The 21,451-nt window shown below is 28.6% G+C and carries 23 protein-coding genes; 3 read left to right on the top strand and 20 right to left on the bottom strand.

Annotated elements, in window-relative coordinates; genetic code table 11:
• The first annotated feature begins 162 nt into the window (after positions 1 to 162).
• Positions 163 to 621 (top strand): hypothetical protein, encoded by a 459-nt coding sequence (locus tag C1715_RS12400; RefSeq protein WP_102400794.1) that lies wholly within the window; start codon positions 163 to 165, stop codon positions 619 to 621.
• A gap of 409 nt (positions 622 to 1,030) precedes the next feature.
• Complete coding sequence (locus C1715_RS12395; protein ID WP_102400793.1) at positions 1,031 to 1,432, top strand: hypothetical protein; 402 nt, start codon at positions 1,031 to 1,033, stop codon at positions 1,430 to 1,432.
• Positions 1,433 to 1,638: 206 nt separating this feature from the next.
• On the opposite strand, the gene C1715_RS12390 is transcribed toward C1715_RS12395, so the two are convergent.
• The 15 genes from C1715_RS12390 to C1715_RS12320 form a co-directional block, all read right to left on the bottom strand.
• On the bottom strand, positions 1,639 to 2,637 hold the full coding sequence (locus tag C1715_RS12390; protein ID WP_102400792.1) for a tyrosine recombinase XerC: 999 nt from the start codon (positions 2,635 to 2,637) through the stop codon (positions 1,639 to 1,641).
• A gap of 713 nt (positions 2,638 to 3,350) precedes the next feature.
• The gene (locus C1715_RS12385) at positions 3,351 to 3,737 is read right to left on the bottom strand and encodes a hypothetical protein (RefSeq protein WP_102400791.1); all 387 of its coding nucleotides are present in this window, start codon (positions 3,735 to 3,737) and stop codon (positions 3,351 to 3,353) included.
• Between the two features lie 12 nt (positions 3,738 to 3,749).
• Positions 3,750 to 4,406: an ABC-2 transporter permease gene (locus tag C1715_RS12380; protein WP_102400790.1), complete on the bottom strand. Its 657-nt coding sequence runs from the start codon at positions 4,404 to 4,406 to the stop codon at positions 3,750 to 3,752.
• 1 nt (position 4,407) lies between these two features.
• Entirely contained in the window at positions 4,408 to 5,262 is an 855-nt protein-coding gene (locus C1715_RS12375) for an ABC transporter ATP-binding protein (RefSeq protein ID WP_102400789.1), read from the bottom strand.
• A 2-nt stretch (positions 5,263 to 5,264) separates the two neighbouring features.
• Positions 5,265 to 5,639: a GntR family transcriptional regulator gene (locus tag C1715_RS12370; RefSeq protein WP_102400788.1), complete on the bottom strand. Its 375-nt coding sequence runs from the start codon at positions 5,637 to 5,639 to the stop codon at positions 5,265 to 5,267.
• 304 nt (positions 5,640 to 5,943) lie between these two features.
• Positions 5,944 to 6,465 carry an NUDIX hydrolase gene (locus C1715_RS12365; protein ID WP_242971950.1) on the bottom strand — a complete coding sequence of 174 codons (522 nt, stop codon included), beginning with the start codon at positions 6,463 to 6,465 and terminating at the stop codon, positions 5,944 to 5,946.
• Positions 6,466 to 6,760: 295 nt separating this feature from the next.
• A complete protein-coding gene (locus C1715_RS12360; protein ID WP_102400786.1) occupies positions 6,761 to 7,948 on the bottom strand; it encodes a MalY/PatB family protein in 1,188 nt (395 codons plus the stop codon).
• Positions 7,949 to 7,950: 2 nt separating this feature from the next.
• On the bottom strand, positions 7,951 to 9,036 hold the full coding sequence (locus C1715_RS12355; protein WP_102400785.1) for a M24 family metallopeptidase: 1,086 nt from the start codon (positions 9,034 to 9,036) through the stop codon (positions 7,951 to 7,953).
• 50 nt (positions 9,037 to 9,086) lie between these two features.
• Positions 9,087 to 10,397, bottom strand: a complete 1,311-nt coding sequence (locus tag C1715_RS12350) for a PTS sugar transporter subunit IIC (protein ID WP_102400784.1) — start codon at positions 10,395 to 10,397, stop codon at positions 9,087 to 9,089.
• 43 nt (positions 10,398 to 10,440) lie between these two features.
• The gene (locus tag C1715_RS12345) at positions 10,441 to 10,776 is read right to left on the bottom strand and encodes a PTS sugar transporter subunit IIB (RefSeq protein ID WP_102400783.1); all 336 of its coding nucleotides are present in this window, start codon (positions 10,774 to 10,776) and stop codon (positions 10,441 to 10,443) included.
• Positions 10,777 to 10,778: 2 nt separating this feature from the next.
• Positions 10,779 to 11,099 (bottom strand): PTS lactose/cellobiose transporter subunit IIA, encoded by a 321-nt coding sequence (locus C1715_RS12340; protein ID WP_102400782.1) that lies wholly within the window; start codon positions 11,097 to 11,099, stop codon positions 10,779 to 10,781.
• 11 nt (positions 11,100 to 11,110) lie between these two features.
• Entirely contained in the window at positions 11,111 to 12,136 is a 1,026-nt protein-coding gene (gene ypdE, locus C1715_RS12335) for an aminopeptidase (RefSeq protein WP_102400781.1), read from the bottom strand.
• A 9-nt stretch (positions 12,137 to 12,145) separates the two neighbouring features.
• Positions 12,146 to 14,011 carry a BglG family transcription antiterminator gene (locus tag C1715_RS12330; protein ID WP_102400780.1) on the bottom strand — a complete coding sequence of 622 codons (1,866 nt, stop codon included), beginning with the start codon at positions 14,009 to 14,011 and terminating at the stop codon, positions 12,146 to 12,148.
• A 382-nt stretch (positions 14,012 to 14,393) separates the two neighbouring features.
• Positions 14,394 to 16,337, bottom strand: a complete 1,944-nt coding sequence (locus tag C1715_RS12325) for an ABC transporter permease (protein WP_102400779.1) — start codon at positions 16,335 to 16,337, stop codon at positions 14,394 to 14,396.
• On the bottom strand, positions 16,327 to 17,091 hold the full coding sequence (locus C1715_RS12320; RefSeq protein WP_102400778.1) for an ABC transporter ATP-binding protein: 765 nt from the start codon (positions 17,089 to 17,091) through the stop codon (positions 16,327 to 16,329). The genes C1715_RS12325 and C1715_RS12320 overlap by 11 nt, the downstream gene beginning before the upstream one ends.
• Before the next feature lie 373 nt (positions 17,092 to 17,464).
• Between C1715_RS12320 and C1715_RS12315 the strand changes: the two genes are divergently transcribed.
• Positions 17,465 to 18,772: an IS110 family RNA-guided transposase gene (locus C1715_RS12315; protein ID WP_035287686.1), complete on the top strand. Its 1,308-nt coding sequence runs from the start codon at positions 17,465 to 17,467 to the stop codon at positions 18,770 to 18,772.
• Positions 18,773 to 18,953: 181 nt separating this feature from the next.
• Here C1715_RS12315 and C1715_RS12310 read toward each other — a convergent pair whose 3' ends face one another.
• The 5 genes from C1715_RS12310 to C1715_RS12290 form a co-directional block, all read right to left on the bottom strand.
• Positions 18,954 to 19,538 carry a sensor histidine kinase gene (locus C1715_RS12310; RefSeq protein ID WP_207654976.1) on the bottom strand — a complete coding sequence of 195 codons (585 nt, stop codon included), beginning with the start codon at positions 19,536 to 19,538 and terminating at the stop codon, positions 18,954 to 18,956.
• Positions 19,539 to 19,570: 32 nt separating this feature from the next.
• Positions 19,571 to 19,792, bottom strand: a complete 222-nt coding sequence (locus C1715_RS12305; protein ID WP_102400776.1) for a hypothetical protein — start codon at positions 19,790 to 19,792, stop codon at positions 19,571 to 19,573.
• Positions 19,793 to 19,796: 4 nt separating this feature from the next.
• Entirely contained in the window at positions 19,797 to 20,624 is an 828-nt protein-coding gene (locus C1715_RS12300; RefSeq protein WP_180964074.1) for a response regulator transcription factor, read from the bottom strand.
• Between the two features lie 103 nt (positions 20,625 to 20,727).
• Positions 20,728 to 21,003, bottom strand: coding sequence for a GNAT family N-acetyltransferase (locus C1715_RS12295; RefSeq protein ID WP_102400774.1), 276 nt, complete (start codon positions 21,001 to 21,003; stop codon positions 20,728 to 20,730).
• A gap of 18 nt (positions 21,004 to 21,021) precedes the next feature.
• Entirely contained in the window at positions 21,022 to 21,441 is a 420-nt protein-coding gene (locus C1715_RS12290; protein ID WP_207654975.1) for a hypothetical protein, read from the bottom strand.
• Positions 21,442 to 21,451: the final 10 nt, after the last annotated feature.

Here is a 21,451-nt window from a genome sequence, read left to right as displayed (position 1 = left end):
ATATTACCGTAAAAACATCAAACTAGCGTTCTTGGAAAATAACTGCCAATTGATTGAAAAAAATAGCCATTACCTTAAGTGTTCTAATATATATAGGCTTATCTCTAAATATATCCAATTACTTACTCTAATCGNAAATTTAAGAAATTAGAAAAGCTATACATGTATTTTTTTGATAACAAGATAGGATTAAAGCCATATAAGCTAAGGAAAGAAATTAAAATGCCGAAGGCGCCGGAAGGATTAGAATACAGAAATTTAGGCACAATGGAGCATAATATCTGTGATGTATTAGCTCAAAGAATGAAAGGAAGAAAAATGAGTTGGTCAATTAGAGGTGCTAATAATTTAGCTAAAATACTAGCTGAAAAGGCAAGTAAAAGAATATACAATGTAGTAAATGAAATGTGTTCTAGTGTTATTTCAGATGATGAGCTAGAAAAAATAACAGAAATGATTACATTAACAGCAGCTGATGTAAATAAGAAAGTTGGTAAAGGCAAAGTATACCCAATACACCAAGGGAAGATGCCATTTACAGGCTGCGCCAATACAAATGGTCGCAAGGCAATAAGAGCCTTAGTTGAAAATAAAGGGTTTAATGACTTAGGATTTATTTAATAAAAGTATAAAATTATGTAGGTGAAGTGCGCCCTTTCGGGCTGGGGCGTAGCCCCTTATATAGGCTAGAAATATTAAATTTAAAAAAGTGTAAAAGTAAATTCAAAAACTATATTATAATGGATAAAATTTTAGAAAATAAAATTGCCCACTAGAACTTGACACAAACACTCTAATCGAAGTATATTGATTAAATTAATGTTGTTTGCTATAATAAACTGATTAAGGCACATTCAAATAAATAACAAGTCAGTATGCTAGTCTATTTTGCGTCATACTGCGTCAGCAGAACCCACCGATAGTTCTACTAGCGACGGAACCTGCTTCCTTGTCTGACACAAAATATACCAGCGTCTTTGACTTGCTATTTGTTTTCATGTACCTAAATATAAAATAGTGAGGTGTTTGAATGACTAAAAAATGTATATTCGACAAAAGTAAAGATTGCAATGATTGTGGCGAATGTTACATATGTGAATTAGATTCTAAAAAGAAGTGTAATAATTGTGGTAAGTGCATGGAAAAAGAAGGTTTTGACCTTAGAGAGATAAAAATTGATGAAGTTTTAGAAATGCCAGAAGAAATTACTGAATACGAAAATTTAGACGAAGAATTTTGCAGAGATGATAAATATGTAGATTTGACGGATTTGCAAAATGAAACTTTTGATAATGATTCTTCAGAAGAAATTGATTTTGAGTATATTGAAGATCATGAAGAAATTAAGGGAATTTTAGAAAACGAAAATGAATTTAATAAAATGGCTGATGAAGTATTTCCAGGCCTTATAAAAATAGCTAGAAAGAAATAAGTTCTTCTAGCTTTTTTTTATGTGTTATAACTATTATATATGTACCATAACAGAACATTATATATTTAAAAAATAAAATGTTTTATTAAAATTGAAGTAAAGCCATTAAATTAACCAGTTAACTAAAGTTAACTGGTTAATTTAATGGCTTTACGGTTAATCTAGTAATTTGAAATTTCAGTGGGCAGAGATAATAGTTATGACTATTATTCATTAGAAAGTGGATTGGATTTAACTGCTTCACGTAATTTTTCATCATCTACATGGGTGTAAATCTGAGTAGTGGATATATTTTCATGACCTAATATTTCTTGTAAGCTCCTTATATCTACGCCGCCGTGCTTGTACATTAAAGTGGCTGCGGTGTGTCTTAATTTATGCGGAGTGTATTTTTCTGTATCTAAATTAGCTTTACCTACATATTTTTTAACCATCATTTCTATGGCGCGTTTGCTTATTCTCGTATGGTTTTTGCTAAGAAATAGAGCATCTTTGTGTTTCACTGGTATCTTATCTATTGTTTTGCTTCTTGCTCTTAAATGAGCCTCTATGGCCTCTAAACAAGCTTTATTTAAATAAACTGTCCTTTCTTTATTTCCTTTACCTATAACCGTCAATACATCATCTTTTATTCGAGAAATATCTATACTGCAAAGCTCTGATATTCTAAGACCACAGTTTAAAAATAAAGTGATTATGCAATAATCTCTTTCCTTACTTGGGCCGTCTATAGCTTCTAATAATTTTTTGCTTTCATCCAGTGTTAAATAAACAGGATTTCTCTTATCTATTTTAGGGGATTCTAGTTCTAGAGCAATATTTTCATCTAAAATTTTAGCTTTTCCATGCAAATACTTAAAGAAAGATTTTAAAGTGGCTACCTTTCGCGCTCTTGCATAAGCACTGTTATTTCTATGTTTTTCAGTAAAAGATAAAAAGGCATAAAGATCAGATAAACTTATTTGTTTTAAAAACGAATTTTGTATGTCGTTTATAGGAATTTCGTTAAATTTCATGGAGCTTGATATATTGCCGTAATCTTTATAAACTTTTAAAAATCTGAAAAACATGGTTAAATCTATTCTGTAACCATTTATGGTATTGAAAGATTTGGCTTTGATTACTTCTAGGTAGTTTAAAAAATCTGTTAAGCATTGAGGCAAACCATTGTTTTTGTTTTTTATCTTTTCAAAATCTAATTCCATAAAAACCTCCTGAAATTGTTTATTAATAGTTTGTTCTATTGCAACTATAGAATTTGAAAAATCCAATCTGAAAAAGGATTTGAGTTAAAATACGAGGGGTTATTTGCTGTAACCGTTGATTTTATTATACTATAACCTTGTCTTTCATTCAATAAAATAACTTCGCTAAATATACATTTAGCGAAGTTGGGTAAAAATAAGAGAATAGGGGCTTAATTTATCTTAAAAATCAAATAAAGTTTTATTACGCGCTTATAAATATACTTGCTAAGAAAAGTTTTTTCGAATATTTTATACAAATCGATGCGCTACTTAATGAATTTTTATAGTTAGTTATATAAATATAAGCTTATGAAGAACAACGTACTTGGTTATTAATATATATAAAATAAATACAAAACAAGCAAACGTTACATTGCCTTGTTTTCGCGGATATTTCCCAAGAACTCGATAGGCAACTGATTTATGGTTTACAGATTATATATTATGTAAACTAGATAAACAATATTTGCGTTTTACTTAATGCTTTTTTAATTATCAATCATGGTTAACTAAGTTAACTCAATATAAATTAAGTTAACCATAGTTCTTATTTGTGCTTTGCTTGTATTTTTAGTTATAAAAAAACAGGAATTTTATAAAGTTCCGAAAATGTTCTTGCTTGTTTCAGAGGTAGTTTATAAAATTCCTGGGATTTAATAACTTTAGTAGTGCTAAAAGTAAAATATAATAGCTATACATAAAACGCCAATCATAAAAAATATACTTGCTTTTTTTAAACTTGATGTGAAAAGTTCACTAGGATTTTCTTTATAATAAGCAATTTTAATTTGATCTCCTACAGAAGCATTCATTGAAACTTGAATTCGATTTGAAGGTACATACTCTTTTCTATTTACTCTGAAGCTTACAGTAGCCCATTTGGAGTTATTTTTCTTCATGGTTTCTGGTACGATGGTTTTTGTATCAATTATTGTTGCTATTGCATAGCTTATTAGTTCTTTATTCATCATAAAGCTAATATATTGATATGCAGAATACACTATACAAAATGTGGCTGCAATTCCGAAAAATATAATAGAATGTGCATTTTGTTCCATTATATCACCATCCTAATACTCTTTATTTTCAATAATCTTATTTGATGCTACGGTTCCAAGGCTAATGGATACACATATTATCAATAATGATATAATAATAATGAGCCAGTTGGAACTGTTTTTAATATTATCTATCAATGAGAGATTATTACCTAAATGATTTATAATAAGAGGCATTAGAAATGGGCATATAAAAATGAACCCGGCACTAATCATTTGCAATTTAACATAACCAAATTTAAATGTCATAGGGATGTAAATTCCAAAAAATATTTCTATCACTACAAAAATCAATAGTATAGTTTTTGTATCTATTTTACCTACAGAAGACACTGGTACATGTGACAGCACTAGAAATAAACCTGTGGTTACTATAAAAGTAAAGGTAACTACAATATACTTTGCCATAACAATTTTGTTAATTGATATAGGTGTTATTCTAAGATAAAGTTCACCTTTTTCTTTCATTTCCTCCATAGATATTGCGTGATACACCATAAAAGTTATCATTAATACTAACATACTATAAAGGATATCTCCCTTTTGTTGAAAAGCAACAGTTCTATAGGAAATAAATATGGGAGCTAGTACAATGAACATAAAAATAGGTAGTAAATACTTCTTTATTAGTAAAAAGTCTTTTTTAAATAAATTGTAGATCATATTCATATTATCCCTCCTCCACCATTGTCAAAAATATATCTTCTAGAGTTGCCTTTTCTGTAATAATACTTGAACTTAGAGATTGTATTGTTTGAAATTCTTTAGTAATACCTGTAAAACCATATCTTGACTGAGCAAGTATTTTAAAAGGAACTTTTTTTATTCTTTCTAAATCATCTAATGTACCTTTTATTAAGCGATATGACTCCATTAAATCTTCTTTTCCTGCTTGTTTTACAATTCTTCCGTTATTAATAATTATGATTTCATCGGCACATCGTTCTAAATCGCTAGTAATGTGCGTTGAGAAAAAAGCACTCTTCCCCTCTTTTTGAACAAATTCATTTAATATTTCCATAAGTTCTTTTCGTATTTCTGGATCAAGTCCGGAAGTAGGTTCATCCATAATAAGTAAATCAGCACCGTGTGATAAAGCTAATGCTAAAGAGTATTTAAGTTTCATGCCTTTTGACAAGGTTGATATAGATTGCTTTGGATTTAATCGAAATTTTTTTAAATATTCCTTATATATCCCCTCGTCCCATTGGTTATAGCAGGAAGCAATTAAATTTTTCATTTCACTTAGAGTTAGATTTTCATAAAAAAAACCATCATCTAGTACAACACCTATTTTATTCTTTATCAAAGAATTCTTTCCCTTATATTTATTTGAAAAGAACGAGATTTCACCACTATCATTTTTTAATAAACCTAATAAAATTTTTATTAGTGTGGTTTTACCTGCGCCATTCTTTCCAAGAAATCCTGTAATACAATTTTCTTTAATATCAAAAGATACATCCCTCAGGCTGAAATTTTGAAATTTTTTTGAAATCTGGCAAACATTTAATACATTATTCATTGTTATCCCTCCTCATAAATGATGTCCATCATATCCATAAGTTCTTTTTTATTTATTCCCATGGCTTTTGCTGTAGACACCATGTCGAACATTTTTTCCTCAACCATTAATCTTTTTGTATCTCTGATTAAATCTGTATTTCCAGCCAATACAAAAGTCCCCTTACCTGCCTGGCTTGCAACAAAACCTTCTTTTTCTAATTCATCATACACTCTACGAATTGTTAAAACACTGACCCTAAGATCCGTAGAAAAATTACGTATGGATGGCAGCAATTCACCATTCTTAAGTTCACCTTTTAATATTGCTGATTTTATTTGCTCTTTAATTTGTTGATATAAAGGTTTTTCTGAAGTATTTGAAAGAACAATGTTCAAAATATCCCTCCTAACTGTGTATCTATATACATCACATTATATACATCAGGCACAGCTGTGTCAAGAAAAAAAGCAACTCTATTTAATTTGAAAACATATACTTACCCATTGACCTAACTTAATATTAAATATTACTAGCATTTCATACATAAAAAAACAGAGACTTATAAATACCTCAAAACTTTTTTGTTTGTTTTGTTGGTAGTTTATATAAGTCTCTGTTAATAATTTTGTTTAAAGATTACCAATATGAATTTTAATTATACCAAATATCGAGTTGAAGATTGCTTATTTTGATATGAAATTATCTTTCGAACAAATATTCTTCATGCACTTCAAGTTCATTAGATGAATTTACTTGGTATCCTACGCAAGAAAATGATGATTGGAAGTCGAGAGCTTTTTTAAATCTTAACTGTTGTTTTTGATTTACCATCTGCAAGGCTTCTTTTTTAGTAAACCATTTTACTTCTATACTTTCATCGCTGGTTGTCAAATTACCTGATGCATACTTACAAATAAAATCTATGGTGACAATTGTAGGTACTTCTTTAACTCCATTGTATCCCTTTTTCTTCTTGGTATTTGAATATATTCCTACAATGTTTATTATCTCTGCATTAATACCAGTTTCTTCTTTTATTTCTCTAATTAAGCCTTGAGGTACGGTTTCACCTGGTTCAACAATACCGCCTGGGTACTCCCATCCTTTACGAGGATTTTTTACAAGTAAAATTTCATTTTTATTATTTGTAATTATTCCACCTGCCGCAACGATATGTGTTGGTAAAATTGTAGAATTATTTTCCATGGCAAGATCACTCACTTTCTTAAAAAATATGTAACATTAATTAATTATACCATATAAATCCAATTACAACATTACTATTAAAATTAAGAATATATAAAGTAGACTATTAACAAGTTTTAGTTAATAGTCTACTTATAATTTTAGATTATTATTTAATTGATTTATTATATTATTAATATCAATAATGTACATAAAAGGTACATGAAAAGAAATAACAAGTCAAATATACTAGAATACTGACTTGTTATTTCTTTGAATGTGCCTAAGTTATCTTTTCATGCATAGAATAATATATCTATGCTCCAAGCTATTAATATAAGGAAGATTTTTTGTATAAATAATCAATACTCTTTTTAAATCTATTCATTCCAGTTTTTAACTTTGATAAAGGACAACCACAATTTAAACGTAAATATTTTTCACTACCATACACTTCACCTTTCATAATTCCTATACCACCTATATTTACTAGCGCATCTTGAATCTCTTCAGAAGAAAAAGGCATTTCCCTACAATCAATCCATGCTAAATATGTGCCATCGGGTTTTTTAAAATTTATATGGTGAAAATTATCATTAATAAATTTCTCTATATAGTCCATATTTTTATCTATATATTCAACAAGTTCATCTACATAGTAATTACATTCATTATAAGAAACCATTGTAGCATGCATGCCTAAAATACTAACAGAATTTAAGAAATCTTTAGTTCTAGTTGTATGTATAAATAATTTATTTATAGTATCATTAGGAATAATTGCATAAGATCCTATTAAACCTGGATAATTAAAAGTTTTGCTTCCAGATGATACTAAATAGACTTCATTGTACTTTGAATAATAAGAAAGAATAGGAGTATGTTTATGTCCTGGAAAAACTATGTCGCTGTGAATTTCATCGCTTATTATTTTTACACTATATTTTTGGCAAATTTCTATAATTGATTGCAATTCACTTTCATTCCATACTCTTCCAGTAGGATTGTGTGGTGAACATAATAATAATACCTTACACTGTTTTACCTTTTCCTCAAATTCTTCAAAATTAATAGTAAACTTTCCACTCTTTTCATGTAATAAAATCTTTACTAATTCACGATTATTTTCTCTTATTACATTAAAAAATGCATCGTACATAGGATTAAAAGTAGCTACTTTATCATGATCACTGCATAACAATTTCAATAAAAGTGATACTGAATACATAACTGAAGGGCTATAAAGTATCCATTCTTCATCAATATTACAATTAAATTTTTTCATAAAATGCTTTGAAATAGAGCCTTTAAAATCATGATGGTTCCATCTAGAGTATCCGTATATTTGATGTTCTAAAACGTTTTTTAATCTTTCGTAAACAGGTAAAGGCACCTTAAAATCTGTATCAGATATAGAAAAAGGGATTAAGTCTTCTTTGTTAAAGCGATCTTGAATATAATCCCATTGGGTACAATATGTATTTAATCTATTATTAACTTGGTCAAAATTATGCTTCATAATTATTCCTCCAAAATTATCATTTCTTTAGTTGTTTTGTTTAAAGGAACACCTATTCCATTTGATACCAAAACATCATCTTCTATTCTAATTCCACCTATATTAGGAACATATATTCCAGGTTCACATGACATTATCATATTGTTTTGTAAAATTGTAGATGAAGTTTGATTTAAAAATGGATACTCAACTCCATCACCAATACCGATTCCGTGTCCAAGGCCGTGATTAAAATAATCTCCATATCCCGCATTACAAATCACATGCCTTACTATTGCATCAACTTCTTTTGCTTGTATATTTGATTTAATTGCATATATTCCAGTTTGCTGTGCATCCTTTACAATGTTATAGATGTTTAAAATTTCTTCATTAGGCCTTCCTATGAAAACCATTCTAGTCATGTCTGATTGATAATTTTTATATTCAATTCCAAAATCAATCATTATGGGTTCATGTGCTTTTATTTTTCTATCAGTAGGACGACCGTGTGGTAAAGCTGTTCTAGGGCCAGAAGAAATTATAGGATCAAAAGACAATTTAGTTGCTCCTGCCTTCAAAGAGTAATAATGGAGCCATGCATTAATTTCTCTTTCAGTTATTCCAACTTTGATATGTTTTATAACTTCATTAAATATGCTATCTGTTATTTTACATGCTTCCTTTAATATATTAATTTCAAAGTCATCTTTTATTATTCTTAATTTATTAATCTCATCTTTAATTAATGAAATCTTAAAATTATACTGTTTAAGTTTTTCATAATCTGTAATTGAATAGGCACTGGCTTCTATTCCTAATCTAGAATAATGATATTTTTTTAAAATATCATTTATAATATCAAAATGTTCTCTTTTAGACTGAGCCGGAGTATTTTCAATTATTTCAAAATCTTTTTCTATATCATTTGCTTCTTCAACATATCTTCCATCTAAAATCATATATGATTGATCTTTGGTTATAAGAATATGAACTCCACTTCCTGTTATAGTATTTAAATACTTTTTAGTTGTTTTTGACTTTATTAAAACCGCATCAATATCTAATGATTTAATTAACTCTTTAATTTTATTAACATGAATAGCCATAATATCTCCTTTATTTAAAAGGGTAAGCCTTTTAAGCCTACCCTTATTTTTTAAAAATCCAAATCTCCTAATAGAGCAGCATCTTCTTCAGAAATTTTAGATTCTCCTTCTTTATTTTGTAAATTGTTTTGTTTTTCATATAGTTTGAAGAATGGGTACCAAATTATAATTGATCCTATCATTTGTAAAGCATTAACTACAATAGTTAGCCAATGACCATTTACTAAAAATCCCTCTAAGAATACTCCTACATATGGTGGATTAAAGAATGGTTTTCTTAAAATTCCAGCCCACATTAAAAATGCTGGGAAAGTTCCTAGGATAGTTCCACCAATAACATATGGTAAAAAGAAAGTAGGATTTAAAACTATTGGTGCTCCAAATAATATAGGTTCATTAATTCCAAATAAAGCTGGTACGATTGAAACTTGTCCTACACGTTTATAAGCTTTATTCTTTGATAAGAAAAACCAGAATACTAAACCAAATGTAATACCTGTTCCAGTGAAATTAGCAAATGCACTTACCATACCACCTGTATAGAAATGTGGTAATACTTGTCCATTGGCCATAGCTTCTATATTTTCTGCTAAGAATTGAGCTGCAATAGGTGCTGTAATTGGTGATAATACTGAAGGATGTATTCCGAAAAAGAATAATAAGCAACTAAGGAAAGTAATAAATACAAATACAAATGGATTATCCAATGAACCAACTAGTGGCTGTAAAAATTTAGTTAATATTTCTGGTGGTAATACATTAAAAATTGCTAAACTAGTAAAACGGATTGCTGCAAATAATCCAACAATAATAACTGTTGTAGGAATTAACTCAAAAGATCTTGAAACAAAATCTGGTACACTTTCAGGCATACGTATTGTAAAGTTCTTCTTTTTACACCATCTATATAATTCAACGGCAATAATACCTGAAATCATTGCTATAAACAGTCCTTTGGTTCCTAAATATTTAATATTCATTCCACCATCTTTTGTGAAACTGAATGTCATCAAGAGGAATCCTACTGCACCTAAAACCATACAGCCTGGTACGTATAACTTATGGTGTTCCCCTAAGAAATATGTTATACATAGACAAACATATAAACCCATCATACCAATTGTTAAATAAAAAGGTAAATAAAAACTATCCATATTAGCTAAAATAAATTGTGATATACTATTATTTTTTCCCAGCATATTTGCAATAGCTTCTGGTATTAAACATAAACTTCCAATAATAAGAATTGGAGTCATTGCAACCATTGATTTTTTGATTGCACTTAAATGTGGCTGCTTATCCATTTTACTGGCAAGGGGAGTTAAATATTTATTCATAAATGCCTCAAATTTCTTAAACATAGTATTGCCTCCTAGTATAAATGAATTTTTTAAATTATTAATATTATTTTTTATTTAATTGAGCTTTTTTATAAGCAATCAAGGCCATTTTTAAGGAAGTAGCTCCATCCATTTTCCCATATGTATCTTGATCAATTACGGTATAAGGAATATTCTTAGGTCCAATAATGCTCTTAATATAATCTAATTTGTGTGCAATTTGTGGACCTACTACAAGAACGCTACAATTATTAACCTCCTGTTCTAACAAATCAACTGGAATGGCTGCAAATTCAAAATCATCATTATTTAATTTTTTACTTTCTCTTACTACTTTTTTCATACTGTCCATTAGCATTGTGGTTGAAAAACCTCCTGCACAACATAATACTATTCTCATTTTTAATCCTCCTTAGACTCAAATATATTAATTATTTCTTCTATTAGATCTCTTGCAAGTTGTGAAGACATATAGTGATCCTGTGCATGAACCATTAGTAAAGTTATAGGTTGTTTGTCCTCATTTCCTTGTGAGAGTTCTGCTTGAATTAGGTTTGTTTGAGCTTTATGGGCCTCAATATCAATTGCTTTAGATTCTTTAAGCAAAGCCCTTGCTCCATCATAATCGCTTTCTTTTACTTTTCTTAATGCTTCAAATGCCTTAGCTTTACTTTCACCTGCAGATGATATAATTTGTAAAATTTCCATTTCTAATTTATTCATTTTTTTGCCTCCTATATATAGTTTGATATAATACTATATTCTTCTTTAGTAAACGATTTAATAATATGGATAAGTAATTCTGTTAAGGCTTCAATATCTCTTAAATCCGTCATTGAATAATTTCCATGACAATACCTTAAAGGTATTCCTAAGACAATAGAGAGTTTACCTCCATTTGTCAAATGAGATAAAGCTGCATCCGTTCCTCCACCTGAAAACATATCACATTGAAATTTGATATTGTTTTCTATAGCTTTTTTCTTAGTCCAATTAAGCATTTTTCTATTGGGAATCATTGTTTTATCATAATGAACTATCATGCATCCTTTAGAAATTTGACGCTGGTTAGTATAGTTTCGTGTTAAATCTGGTGCACAAGCCACATCAACTGCGATTATCAGGTCTGGATTAATAATATTAGCTGTGCATTTTCCTCCTCGCGTCCCTACTTCCTCTGAACTTGTAAAACAAAGATATACATCATTTTCATGTTTGATTTTTTTCATTTTTCTATCAATTTCTTTTAAAATATAACATCCTACCCTATCATCTAAGGCTTTTGCCATCAATACATTTTCATTAATCATTTGACTTTTGCTGTCAAAGCAAACCATGTCTCCAACACTTATTCCCTTATTAATAACCTCTTGTGCTGAACTGAGTCCTATGTCTACATAAATATCTTTTACTTTATGCTTTTCATCATAGGAACAATTCATTAATCCTTTTATTTTGTCACCATCTACTGTCGTAATAACAACAGATTGAAAGGATTTAGCAGAGTCCTTTACCCCACCTACTGGCATTAAGTATAGCATTCCAATATCACTGATATATCGAACCATGAATCCTACCTCATCCATATGAGCGCAAATCATTAATTTAGGACCTTTTCCATTATGATGACTAATAACACTTCCAAGACCATCAAATATAATTTCCCCAGTAATATCTTCAATTAATGCATTACGAACTTCTTGTTCATTGGATGCAATAGCATTTAAATTACATAACTTTTTTAATAATTCTATATCCATAGATATCACCTAGACTTTCTTATTAATTAATGCTATAAATTCTTTAAAGCTGTTTACTTTAATTAACCTTTGTATCATTTGAATATCATTCATAATTTCAAATAAATCTTGTGTAATTTGTTTATGCAATTCTAGATTATCTTTTTTAAGTGCTATCATGAAAATTATGCTAACCTTTTTATTGTTAAATATAATTGGGTTTTTGAATATCTTTACAAAAACTAAGTCTTTATTTGCCTTCATTTCTATAGGGTGAGGAATAGCCACTCCATTTAAATATATAGTTGAGGAAAAAGATTCTCTTTTTAAAAGAAGCTTTGAATAATCTTCACCACCAATACCGGCTTTTTCAACGATTTTAGACATATTTGATATACACTTAATATAATCATCTTCACGCTTTTCAATTAAGAAGTAATTTGGATCAAAAAACCGTTTAATATAATAATCTTTTGTTTCACTTATAGAAGCACCATGAATTTTATCAAGACTAACCAGCTGTTTTATTTTTAAAATATCATAATCGTCTAGAAGCTCTTTAATATAAATCAAAGGAACTTTTAAATTTATATTAAAATCAATAGTAGAAAATACAATATCTGGATTGAATTCTTCAAGTTCTTTTATTTGTAATATAGAAAATGTCTCTATATTTGAAGTTTCAAACAAACTAGCAATTTTAAGTTTAGTTAAATATGCACTACCACCACCTGTTGAACAAACAATTGCAATTTTATAATATTTTTTAAATTTATTAGCAAATTCTTTCTCCATATGCACTGCAAAATGTGTAGCGATAAATCCTATTTCATCACGGGTTATTTTAATTCCATATTTATCTTCAAGCATTTGACTCAACGATATTGCAATATTAAATAATGTTGGATACTTAATTGATAATTCATCTATAATAGGGTTAGTATAAGATACTTTAAACTTCCCTCTATTAACTAATGATGCTATATGCATTGTTAATAGTTGCTTAAAATCATCATCTGAATTGAATGATGTATTATTTTTTTTATCAACATCAATAAAAAAAGCACAAATATCTGAAGGTAGTTCTTCTAAATCTTTTATATAATCTTCATTGCTTTTTGTTTTAGTTTTAAGTAATTGAGTAAATTCTTTAATGTCACCTTCTGGAATACCTATATTGAATTTTTGTGCAATAATATTTAATAGCTCACTATTTTCATGCAAATTTATTGGTGTATTAATCTTTAGATGAATATATATAGTAACTTTTAACCAAGCAATTATTTCATTTAATTCAACATAATAAATATCTAAATTCCTTCTTTTTAGTTTATTAATTAATGTTTTTTTTACATAAATAAAATTATCACCTATTTTATTATCAATATATTTTTTTACCATTTCATTATCCTTTAAATAAAGCTCTATAAGTAATTTTCTATGTTCTATTAAAGGATTATTTATTTTAATACCATAATGAGCTTTTCTATCCATTACAAGATTATATTTACTAATATAGCAATCAATTTCATTTTTAGATTTTTTTATTAGTGATTTACTTGTTTCTAATATGTCAACTAACTCATCAGTTTTTATATAATTATCATGTAATGCTATATAAGCAACAATATTTTCAATACTTACTTTTGGTTTATTAGAAATTTTATCTAATTTACTAATAAAATTATTTAACTTTTCTATATCTAGTACTTCTAATAAATATCCTCGCCCCCTTTTTTGCATTAAATGAAATCCGTTTGCTTTGCCAGCATTAGTCAAATACGAAAAATCATTTTGCAATGTTCTTTTTGAAACAGAGTATTTATTCATAAAATACTCTATAGACAAATAATCATTAGTTTCAATTAGATCATTAATGATATTTAACTCCCTCATAAACGCACTTCCTAACTGTTTTAAAATCTATTGAAGAAACCATTAGGTTTCTATTTATCTTGATCCTAGAGAGTATTTTTTATTACTAGCTCTAAGATTTTGAACAAAACCTAAAAATTTTATAAAATAATATATTAAATGTTTTATAGTCAGTGGTAAACAAAGTAAGCTAACATAAATTTTTTTGAACTCAATCCTTTAGTTATCGTTTTCATTTATATACTATTATAATACGGTATTGTAATAGTATATAAAAGAGTATTAATTGCATACTATTGTGCAATCAATACCCTTAGATGCTTATTTACATAAGCTACTTTTTTATCATTGTAAAAAAACCCTAAACCGTAATTGGTTTAGGGTTTTTAGTGTTTTGTTAATTTTATTCCAATACCGATTGTTTATAGGTTACATAAGTGGCTACATAGTAGATAACATATATAAATAAAAACATTCCCATAGCACTAATAATGCTATTAAGGAAAAAATTTTGACTAGTATAGCCTTCCATTAGAAAGGAAAATGCCCATACAAAAAGTATAGATATTGGCAATCCTAACACTAATGGAGATGAAAATTGAATGGTGGTTTGCTTTAAAACTAACCTTTGTATCTTTCTTTTATCCATTCCAATATCATTTAACAATTTATATCGGTATTTATATTTTGTACCTTCTGTAATTTGAGAAACTGCCAATACTGTTGCTAAAATTATAGAAAAAATAAGAGCAATATAAAGTAAAGCTAATATAATCAAAACCATACTAGATTTACCTTCTTCTAAAAAAGTTCCTTTGATTTTAAAGTTTATAGGAAGGTTTTTAGATTCCATATTTTCATATTGATTATAATACTTTAATATATTATCGCTTAATTTTTTATCCGTTTCTTTTTTTGTATTCCAAATATATTGAGTTCGCAAATATTTAAATTCTTTAGTAAATTCATCTGGTACCACAAGATAATAGTTTTTAAAAAATCCTATATCTTCTGTTTGCATAGGATCTGATTTTATTTCTTTCAAATTTAGCTTATTCCCTGCAATATTGTATTCTTCTTTTTTTAGTCTTTCTTCAAAGATGAATCCTGTTGATGCTGTAGTCTGAATTAAAAACTCATTCTTATTAAGTTTTTCAGCTTCAAAACCTGCTAATTTTCTTATTTTATTATAATCAGATAATTTAATGACAGTTTCGTATTTCTGTTTTTTGGATACTAGTGTTGAGGATAGTATATTGTTATATACATCAGTATTGTGGATTTCATAATTTTCAATGGCGACCTCACCTTTAATGTCATATGGGGAAATTAAGTTTCTAATACCATCTACAAATTCCCTATCTTTATCCCAATACATATTAAAATCAAAGGTATAATATTCTTTTGTTTGAATTTTATAAAAATCTCCCATAAACATTGCTATAGTAAAACAGGATAATGATGCAATGAGAAGAATTGTTATAGTTCCAAGGGTTTTTGTCATAGTGTTGATTCGTGAATTAAAAAATCTTAATAAAATCATTTTTTCCTTAAATCGTTTCTTCCCCTTTAAGAAAACTAGGTTTATCATGGAAGATATACACCCTGTCAATCCATAAATAGAAATAATAACTAACAATAAAAATAATAGACCTTTTCCTGTTATGTTTTTATAATAGAACATTTTTATAATTCCCACCATTCCTATTACCAGCATAACTGAAAATAAAAGAAAACTAAATATATTATCTTTACGTCTGTGAAATCTTCCGCTTTCATTTTTCTTTTCCATGTACATAAAATCATATATTTTAAATTTCTTAAAAGTAAAAAGATTTCTTATAAGAGAGAAAATATAGATTAAAATAACAGCCAAAGCGGTAATACCAACCACCTTCCAAGAAAATACAATATTCAATTGAAATGGAATTTCAAAGAAACGATAAACTATAGCTTTTATCATTTCTAAAAAAATAGTACCTACTAGAATTCCAAATACAAAGGAAACTCCTCCAAGTATAAATTGTTCATATACAAACATTTTTGATATTTCATTGCTCTCTATTCCAAGAAGCATATAGGTTCCAAGCTCTTTGCTTCGTGATTCTAAAATGAAGGCACTCATATAGTTCACTAGCCACGCTACAATTAATATAATTCCTACAGTAACATAATATAATTTTTCAAGAAAATTAGGTAAATGTTCCCCTAGCGTGCGAATATCCTCTGATGCAATCAATCCATTTATTGCATAAATAAATGAAATGGCCAAAGTAATGGTGACAATATAAAGAAGGTATTTTTTTATAGACCTTTTAGAGTTTCGAAGTGCCAATTTAAACAACATTGGATTCACCTCCCAAAAGAGCCGTAATATCCATAATTTCAGAGAACAACTCTTTTCTATCTCTATCCCCACGAACTAATTCACTAAATATTTTTCCATCCTTTAAAAATAGAATCCTACTACAAAAGCTTGCAGAAAATACATCATGAGTTACCATTAATATTGTTGCATGATCCCTTTCATTAATCTTTTGAAAAGTATTCATTAGCATCATAGATGCATTTGAATCCAATGCTCCTGTAGGCTCATCTGCTAATAATAATGTAGGCTCATTTACTAAAGCACGTCCACAAGCACATCTTTGTTTTTGTCCTCCTGATATTTCATAGGGAAATTTTTTTAAGATATCATGAATTCCTAATTTTGCAGAAATATTGTCAATTCTATTTTTTATATCATCTTCATTTTCATGATTGATAATTAAGGATAAACCTATGTTTTCTTCTACAGTTAAAGTATCTAATAAATTAAAATCTTGAAATACAAATCCTAAATTTTCTCTTCTGAATTGTGCTAACCCCGATTCTGGTATTTTTGAAATGTTATTTTTATTTAAAAATATTTCTCCTCCTGTAGGAGTATCTATAGTAGAAATACAATTAAGTAAAGTGCTTTTTCCAGAACCAGAAGCTCCCATAATTCCAACAAATTCTCCCTTGCATACTTCAAAAGAAATATCATCTATAGCTTTTGTAAGAATACTTCCCTTTCCATAATATTTCTCTAAATGATTGATTCTTAATATTTGTTTCATGTTCATCCCTCCTTGTATAATAATGATGTAGTCATTAAGACTACTCATCTCAATTTAATTGTTTCTATAATAGATAACAGAAGAAGGATTTCTTCCTTCATCAGATGTTATCTTAGTTAATTATCATGCTTGACGGTTCCTATATAGACTCCAGACTTTTCATAAAGTATAATCTTCAAGGATAGGACAAATAATGTTTTCCTCCTTGGGAAGTCAGTATCTGCTGACTCATACCCGTGATTTAGTCAATTAGTCCATTCAATGAGGTTTTATGATTCGGCTGGTTGGGAGCCTCAGGCTATACCTGTATAACTCGCAAGGTTGTGTACTCATTAGATGGAAATGGATTCCTATCGGAAAGGAGCTTTTGCTCATGTCAAACATTTTATTTAAAAATTTATTTATCTCGGTCGGTATTGATGTTGGTGCAGATTTCAGTTGGATGTCTATCGCACTTCCTAACCAGACCTTTGTTGGAAAGCCTTTTAAAATACTACATTCAAACATTGATTCCCTTGAACTCGCTGTTTCTAAAATAAAAGAAGCAGAAGAGTTGTATTCTTTGGAAAGTCGCATTTTCCTAGAATCCACGGGAATTTATCATTACCCACTCTTCTGCTATCTTCGTGATACTGGATTTAATGTTAACCTAATTAATCCTATCATCACTAAGAATAGCACAAACATTAACATTAGAAAAGTGCATAATGACAGATTTGATTCAAAAAAAGCTGCCTTAATAGGCTTAAAGCCAGATTTAAAAGTATCTCTTATGCCATCAGATCTTGCTCTTGATTTAAGAAATCTTTCAAGAGAGTATTATGATTTGATGGACAACCGTTCTGCTTATGTGAACAAACTTCAAAGTGAACTTCGGATGGTATTTCCAGAATACCTTAAAATTTTTTCAAAAATAACTACTAATACATCATTAACCTTATTAGAAACATACACATCTCCAGATGCATTTTTAAATGCTTCCAAAGAAGAGATTATTGATTCTATAAGATCTACAGCTCGTTTTGGGCTTACATATGCTAATAATAAGTATAATGCCATTATAAAGGCTGCCAATGATGCAAAGACCTTCGGTTATTCTGTAAGTAGTAATTTTAAGCGTATTAGATTATACATAAGCTTTATTCGAAAGTATGATGAAGAGATTTCTTCTATACTCTCTGAAATGCATAAGCTTGTTGATGAAAATGAAAATACTGATTTTGTAAAGCAAATTCACTTGATTGAAACATTTAAAGGTGCAGGTTTTCTTTCTGCTGTAAGCCTCATGGGAGAAATCGGAGATTTCTCTGCGTTCAACTCACCAAAACAGCTTTTTGCTTATTTTGGTTTAGATCCAGCAGTAAAGCAATCTGGCAACTTTAATGGCACAAAAATCAGTATGTCAAAGCGAGGCTCTCGAATTGCCAGAAGAGTAATTCACACTATGGCATTAATCAGCATAAGCAAAAACAAAGATGGCTCCGCCAAAAATCAAGTACTTCGAGAATACTATCTTTTAAAGTGCCAAAGTAAGCCTAAAATGATTGCTCTTGGGGCAGTTATGCATAAAGTTTGTAACATATTATTTGCCATTCTTCGTGATGGGAAAGAATTTGAAATAATTACACCAGAAGAACACCAAAAGAATTATCTCAAAGCGAAATGCGGCTTCGCTGCGTAGTATAATTCCATAAATATAATTTCCGTTTTTTGTTAGTCTAACAAAAGTTTATTAAGGTTACCCTTTTTTAAGATAATAAAAATATTAATTATTTTTTTAATTCTTATTGACATTTCTTAGCTGGACTATGCTTTTATTGTACGATACGAGATGATAAAATACATCTTACAGAGTTGTAAGGTCATTTTAATTTATAGTAATCCCCTACTGGAAAACCTATGATTACCCTTGTATATTCATTTTCCCTTGATTCTATAGATAAGTCTATTCGCATTTTGTCTGCACTTTTTTTACATAGATAAAGTCCAATTCCGGTTGCCTCTCCCCTTCTTTTATTACTTCCTGTAAATCCTTTTTCAAATACCCGTGGAAGATCGCTTGAAGATATACCGCATCCATTGTCTTCCATAATAAGCTTTATTATCCCAACTTCTTTGATAATTTTGAAAGATATTTTTCCTAGTGGCTTAACATATTTTATTGAATTTAATAGCGTTTGATACAAAATAAACTCTATCCATTTCTTATCGGTATAAACCGAAACATCAACATTGTCATGAATAATTTCTATTTCTATTCTCTTTTCTTGTATTGCAGCTTTTTCTTTTAATAATACTTCATGTATTATTTTAAAAAGATATATCTCTCTTACATGATAATCTTTTTCTAACGTATTAGCTCTTATATAAAACAAGCTGGTTTCCATTAAATTGGATAATTTGGAAAGTTCTCTACTAATTTTATTTGAGCTATCCTTTTGTGTCATGTCCAACATATAAATTGTGGTAAGAGGTGTTTTCATTTCATGAATCCACTCTTCAATATACTCCTTATAATCCTGGTATTCTTCTTTTGTTTTGCCATATCTGTAACCATATCATATAATGCTTTCTCTAGAACTCTATAGTATAAGCTTCCATATAAATCTTTAGGTTCATTTAAAAGCTCCTTAATTAAATATCTTTTATCTAATTCTGAAATAAGCTGATTTATTTTTAAACATGTTTTTCTATATTTCAAGTATTCAAAGCCAAGATTTATGATAAAAAAGATTAAAGAAATTAAAGAAACTAGTATAAGAACACTCTTGTTTGTACCTGTAAAATATAAAAACAATATTACAAGAATAAAATATAAACAGTTTTTTGTAATTCTTGATTTTTGAAAAGATAAATATCTTGTTACATATAGAAAACCCCTTAGAGGGTATAGTAGTGATAAGATCATCGGCACCAATGGACTTTAGTTTTTTTCTTAATCTTGACATATTAACATATAAGGCATTTTCGTCAATATACAGATTATTATCCCACAAATAATTGATCAATCTATTTTTATCAATGACTTGATTTTGATGGAGTCCTAAATAATATAAAATCCTAAATTCATTTTTTGATAATTCTACTTCTTCTTTTGTTTCTCTATGGATGACAGCATTCTTGCTAATGTTTAAAACAACATTGCAGATAATCATCTCGTTAATATATTCATAGGATTGATAACTTAATATTCTATTTATGCGAGCTAAAAGAACATCTTTTGAGAAAGGCTTTCGAATATAATCATCTCCACCAGCAGTAATTCCCTTTATCTCATCTATATCACTATCTCTACCTGTAACAAAAACTATAGGAATTTTATTTTGTTTTCTTACTTTTTGGCAAATAGAAAAACCATTCATATTTCTTAAGTTTATATCTAACAAAATTAAATTAGGTTTGAATTCAACTATTTCTTCCATATAGTTTTCTAAATTATCCAAATATATGACTTTGAAACTTTGATTAATCAAATATTCTTTTAGTGATTTTGCTAAATCCAAATCATCTTCAATAATCATAATCTTTTTCAATATTATCACCTCGTAGATAAACTCTATAAACATAATAACATTATGTCCTATTTTTTACTATATAGGCAGTATTTTTATTATTAAAAAACTAAGCCTATTTGGCTTAGTTTCCCAGTATCATATCATTTTCAGCTTCATTTTTGTTTGCCATAAAGCCCATGCTTTCGTATAATTTTATTGCGCCCTCATTACACTCATCTGCCATAAGGAATGCCCTTTTAGCTCCGTAATATTTTCCATAAGATAATGCTTGATTTAATAATTTTTTTGCTATTCCCCTTCGCTGATATTCTGGACGTACAGCTATTTCACGTACCCATAATACTGCACCTTTTTCACTTTCATGCCCATAGATTGTTACGCAAACAACTCCTGAAATATGATTATTTTGTGAATTTTATATTACTTCATCTGCTTTCCAGAATAAACTTCCTTCCCCTCTCTCATGGGTTTCACTGTCATACAATGTAATGGTAATCTTATTATACTCATATTTATTTAAGTTTTTAGGCAATCCTACATGTATTAGATAAGAAATAAGTTTTTTGTTATCTCCTCTATCTTCAAAGACTTTATTTATTTCATAAATTTTTACTTTTTCTTCATTTATAATTACATGAATATGGTCCTTAGTGAGATTTGGAGATATAGGTGCAATTTCCAATGCATCTATTTCTCCTGATTCTTTTAAGGGTTTGCTTTTTTTTAAGCTCATAGGTCTAAAGAATAACATAATCCTATTTGGAGTAGCTCCCTGAACCTGAAAAGCATTGATAGCATATACTTCTAGACCATCTATTTTCACATTCAATTCCATGTGGCCTAAT

Origin of the sequence: Haloimpatiens massiliensis (assembly GCF_900184255.1) — a bacterium.
Taxonomy (GTDB): Bacteria; Bacillota; Clostridia; order Clostridiales; family Clostridiaceae; genus Haloimpatiens; species Haloimpatiens massiliensis.
This window is presented reverse-complemented; position numbering and strand designations above follow the sequence as displayed.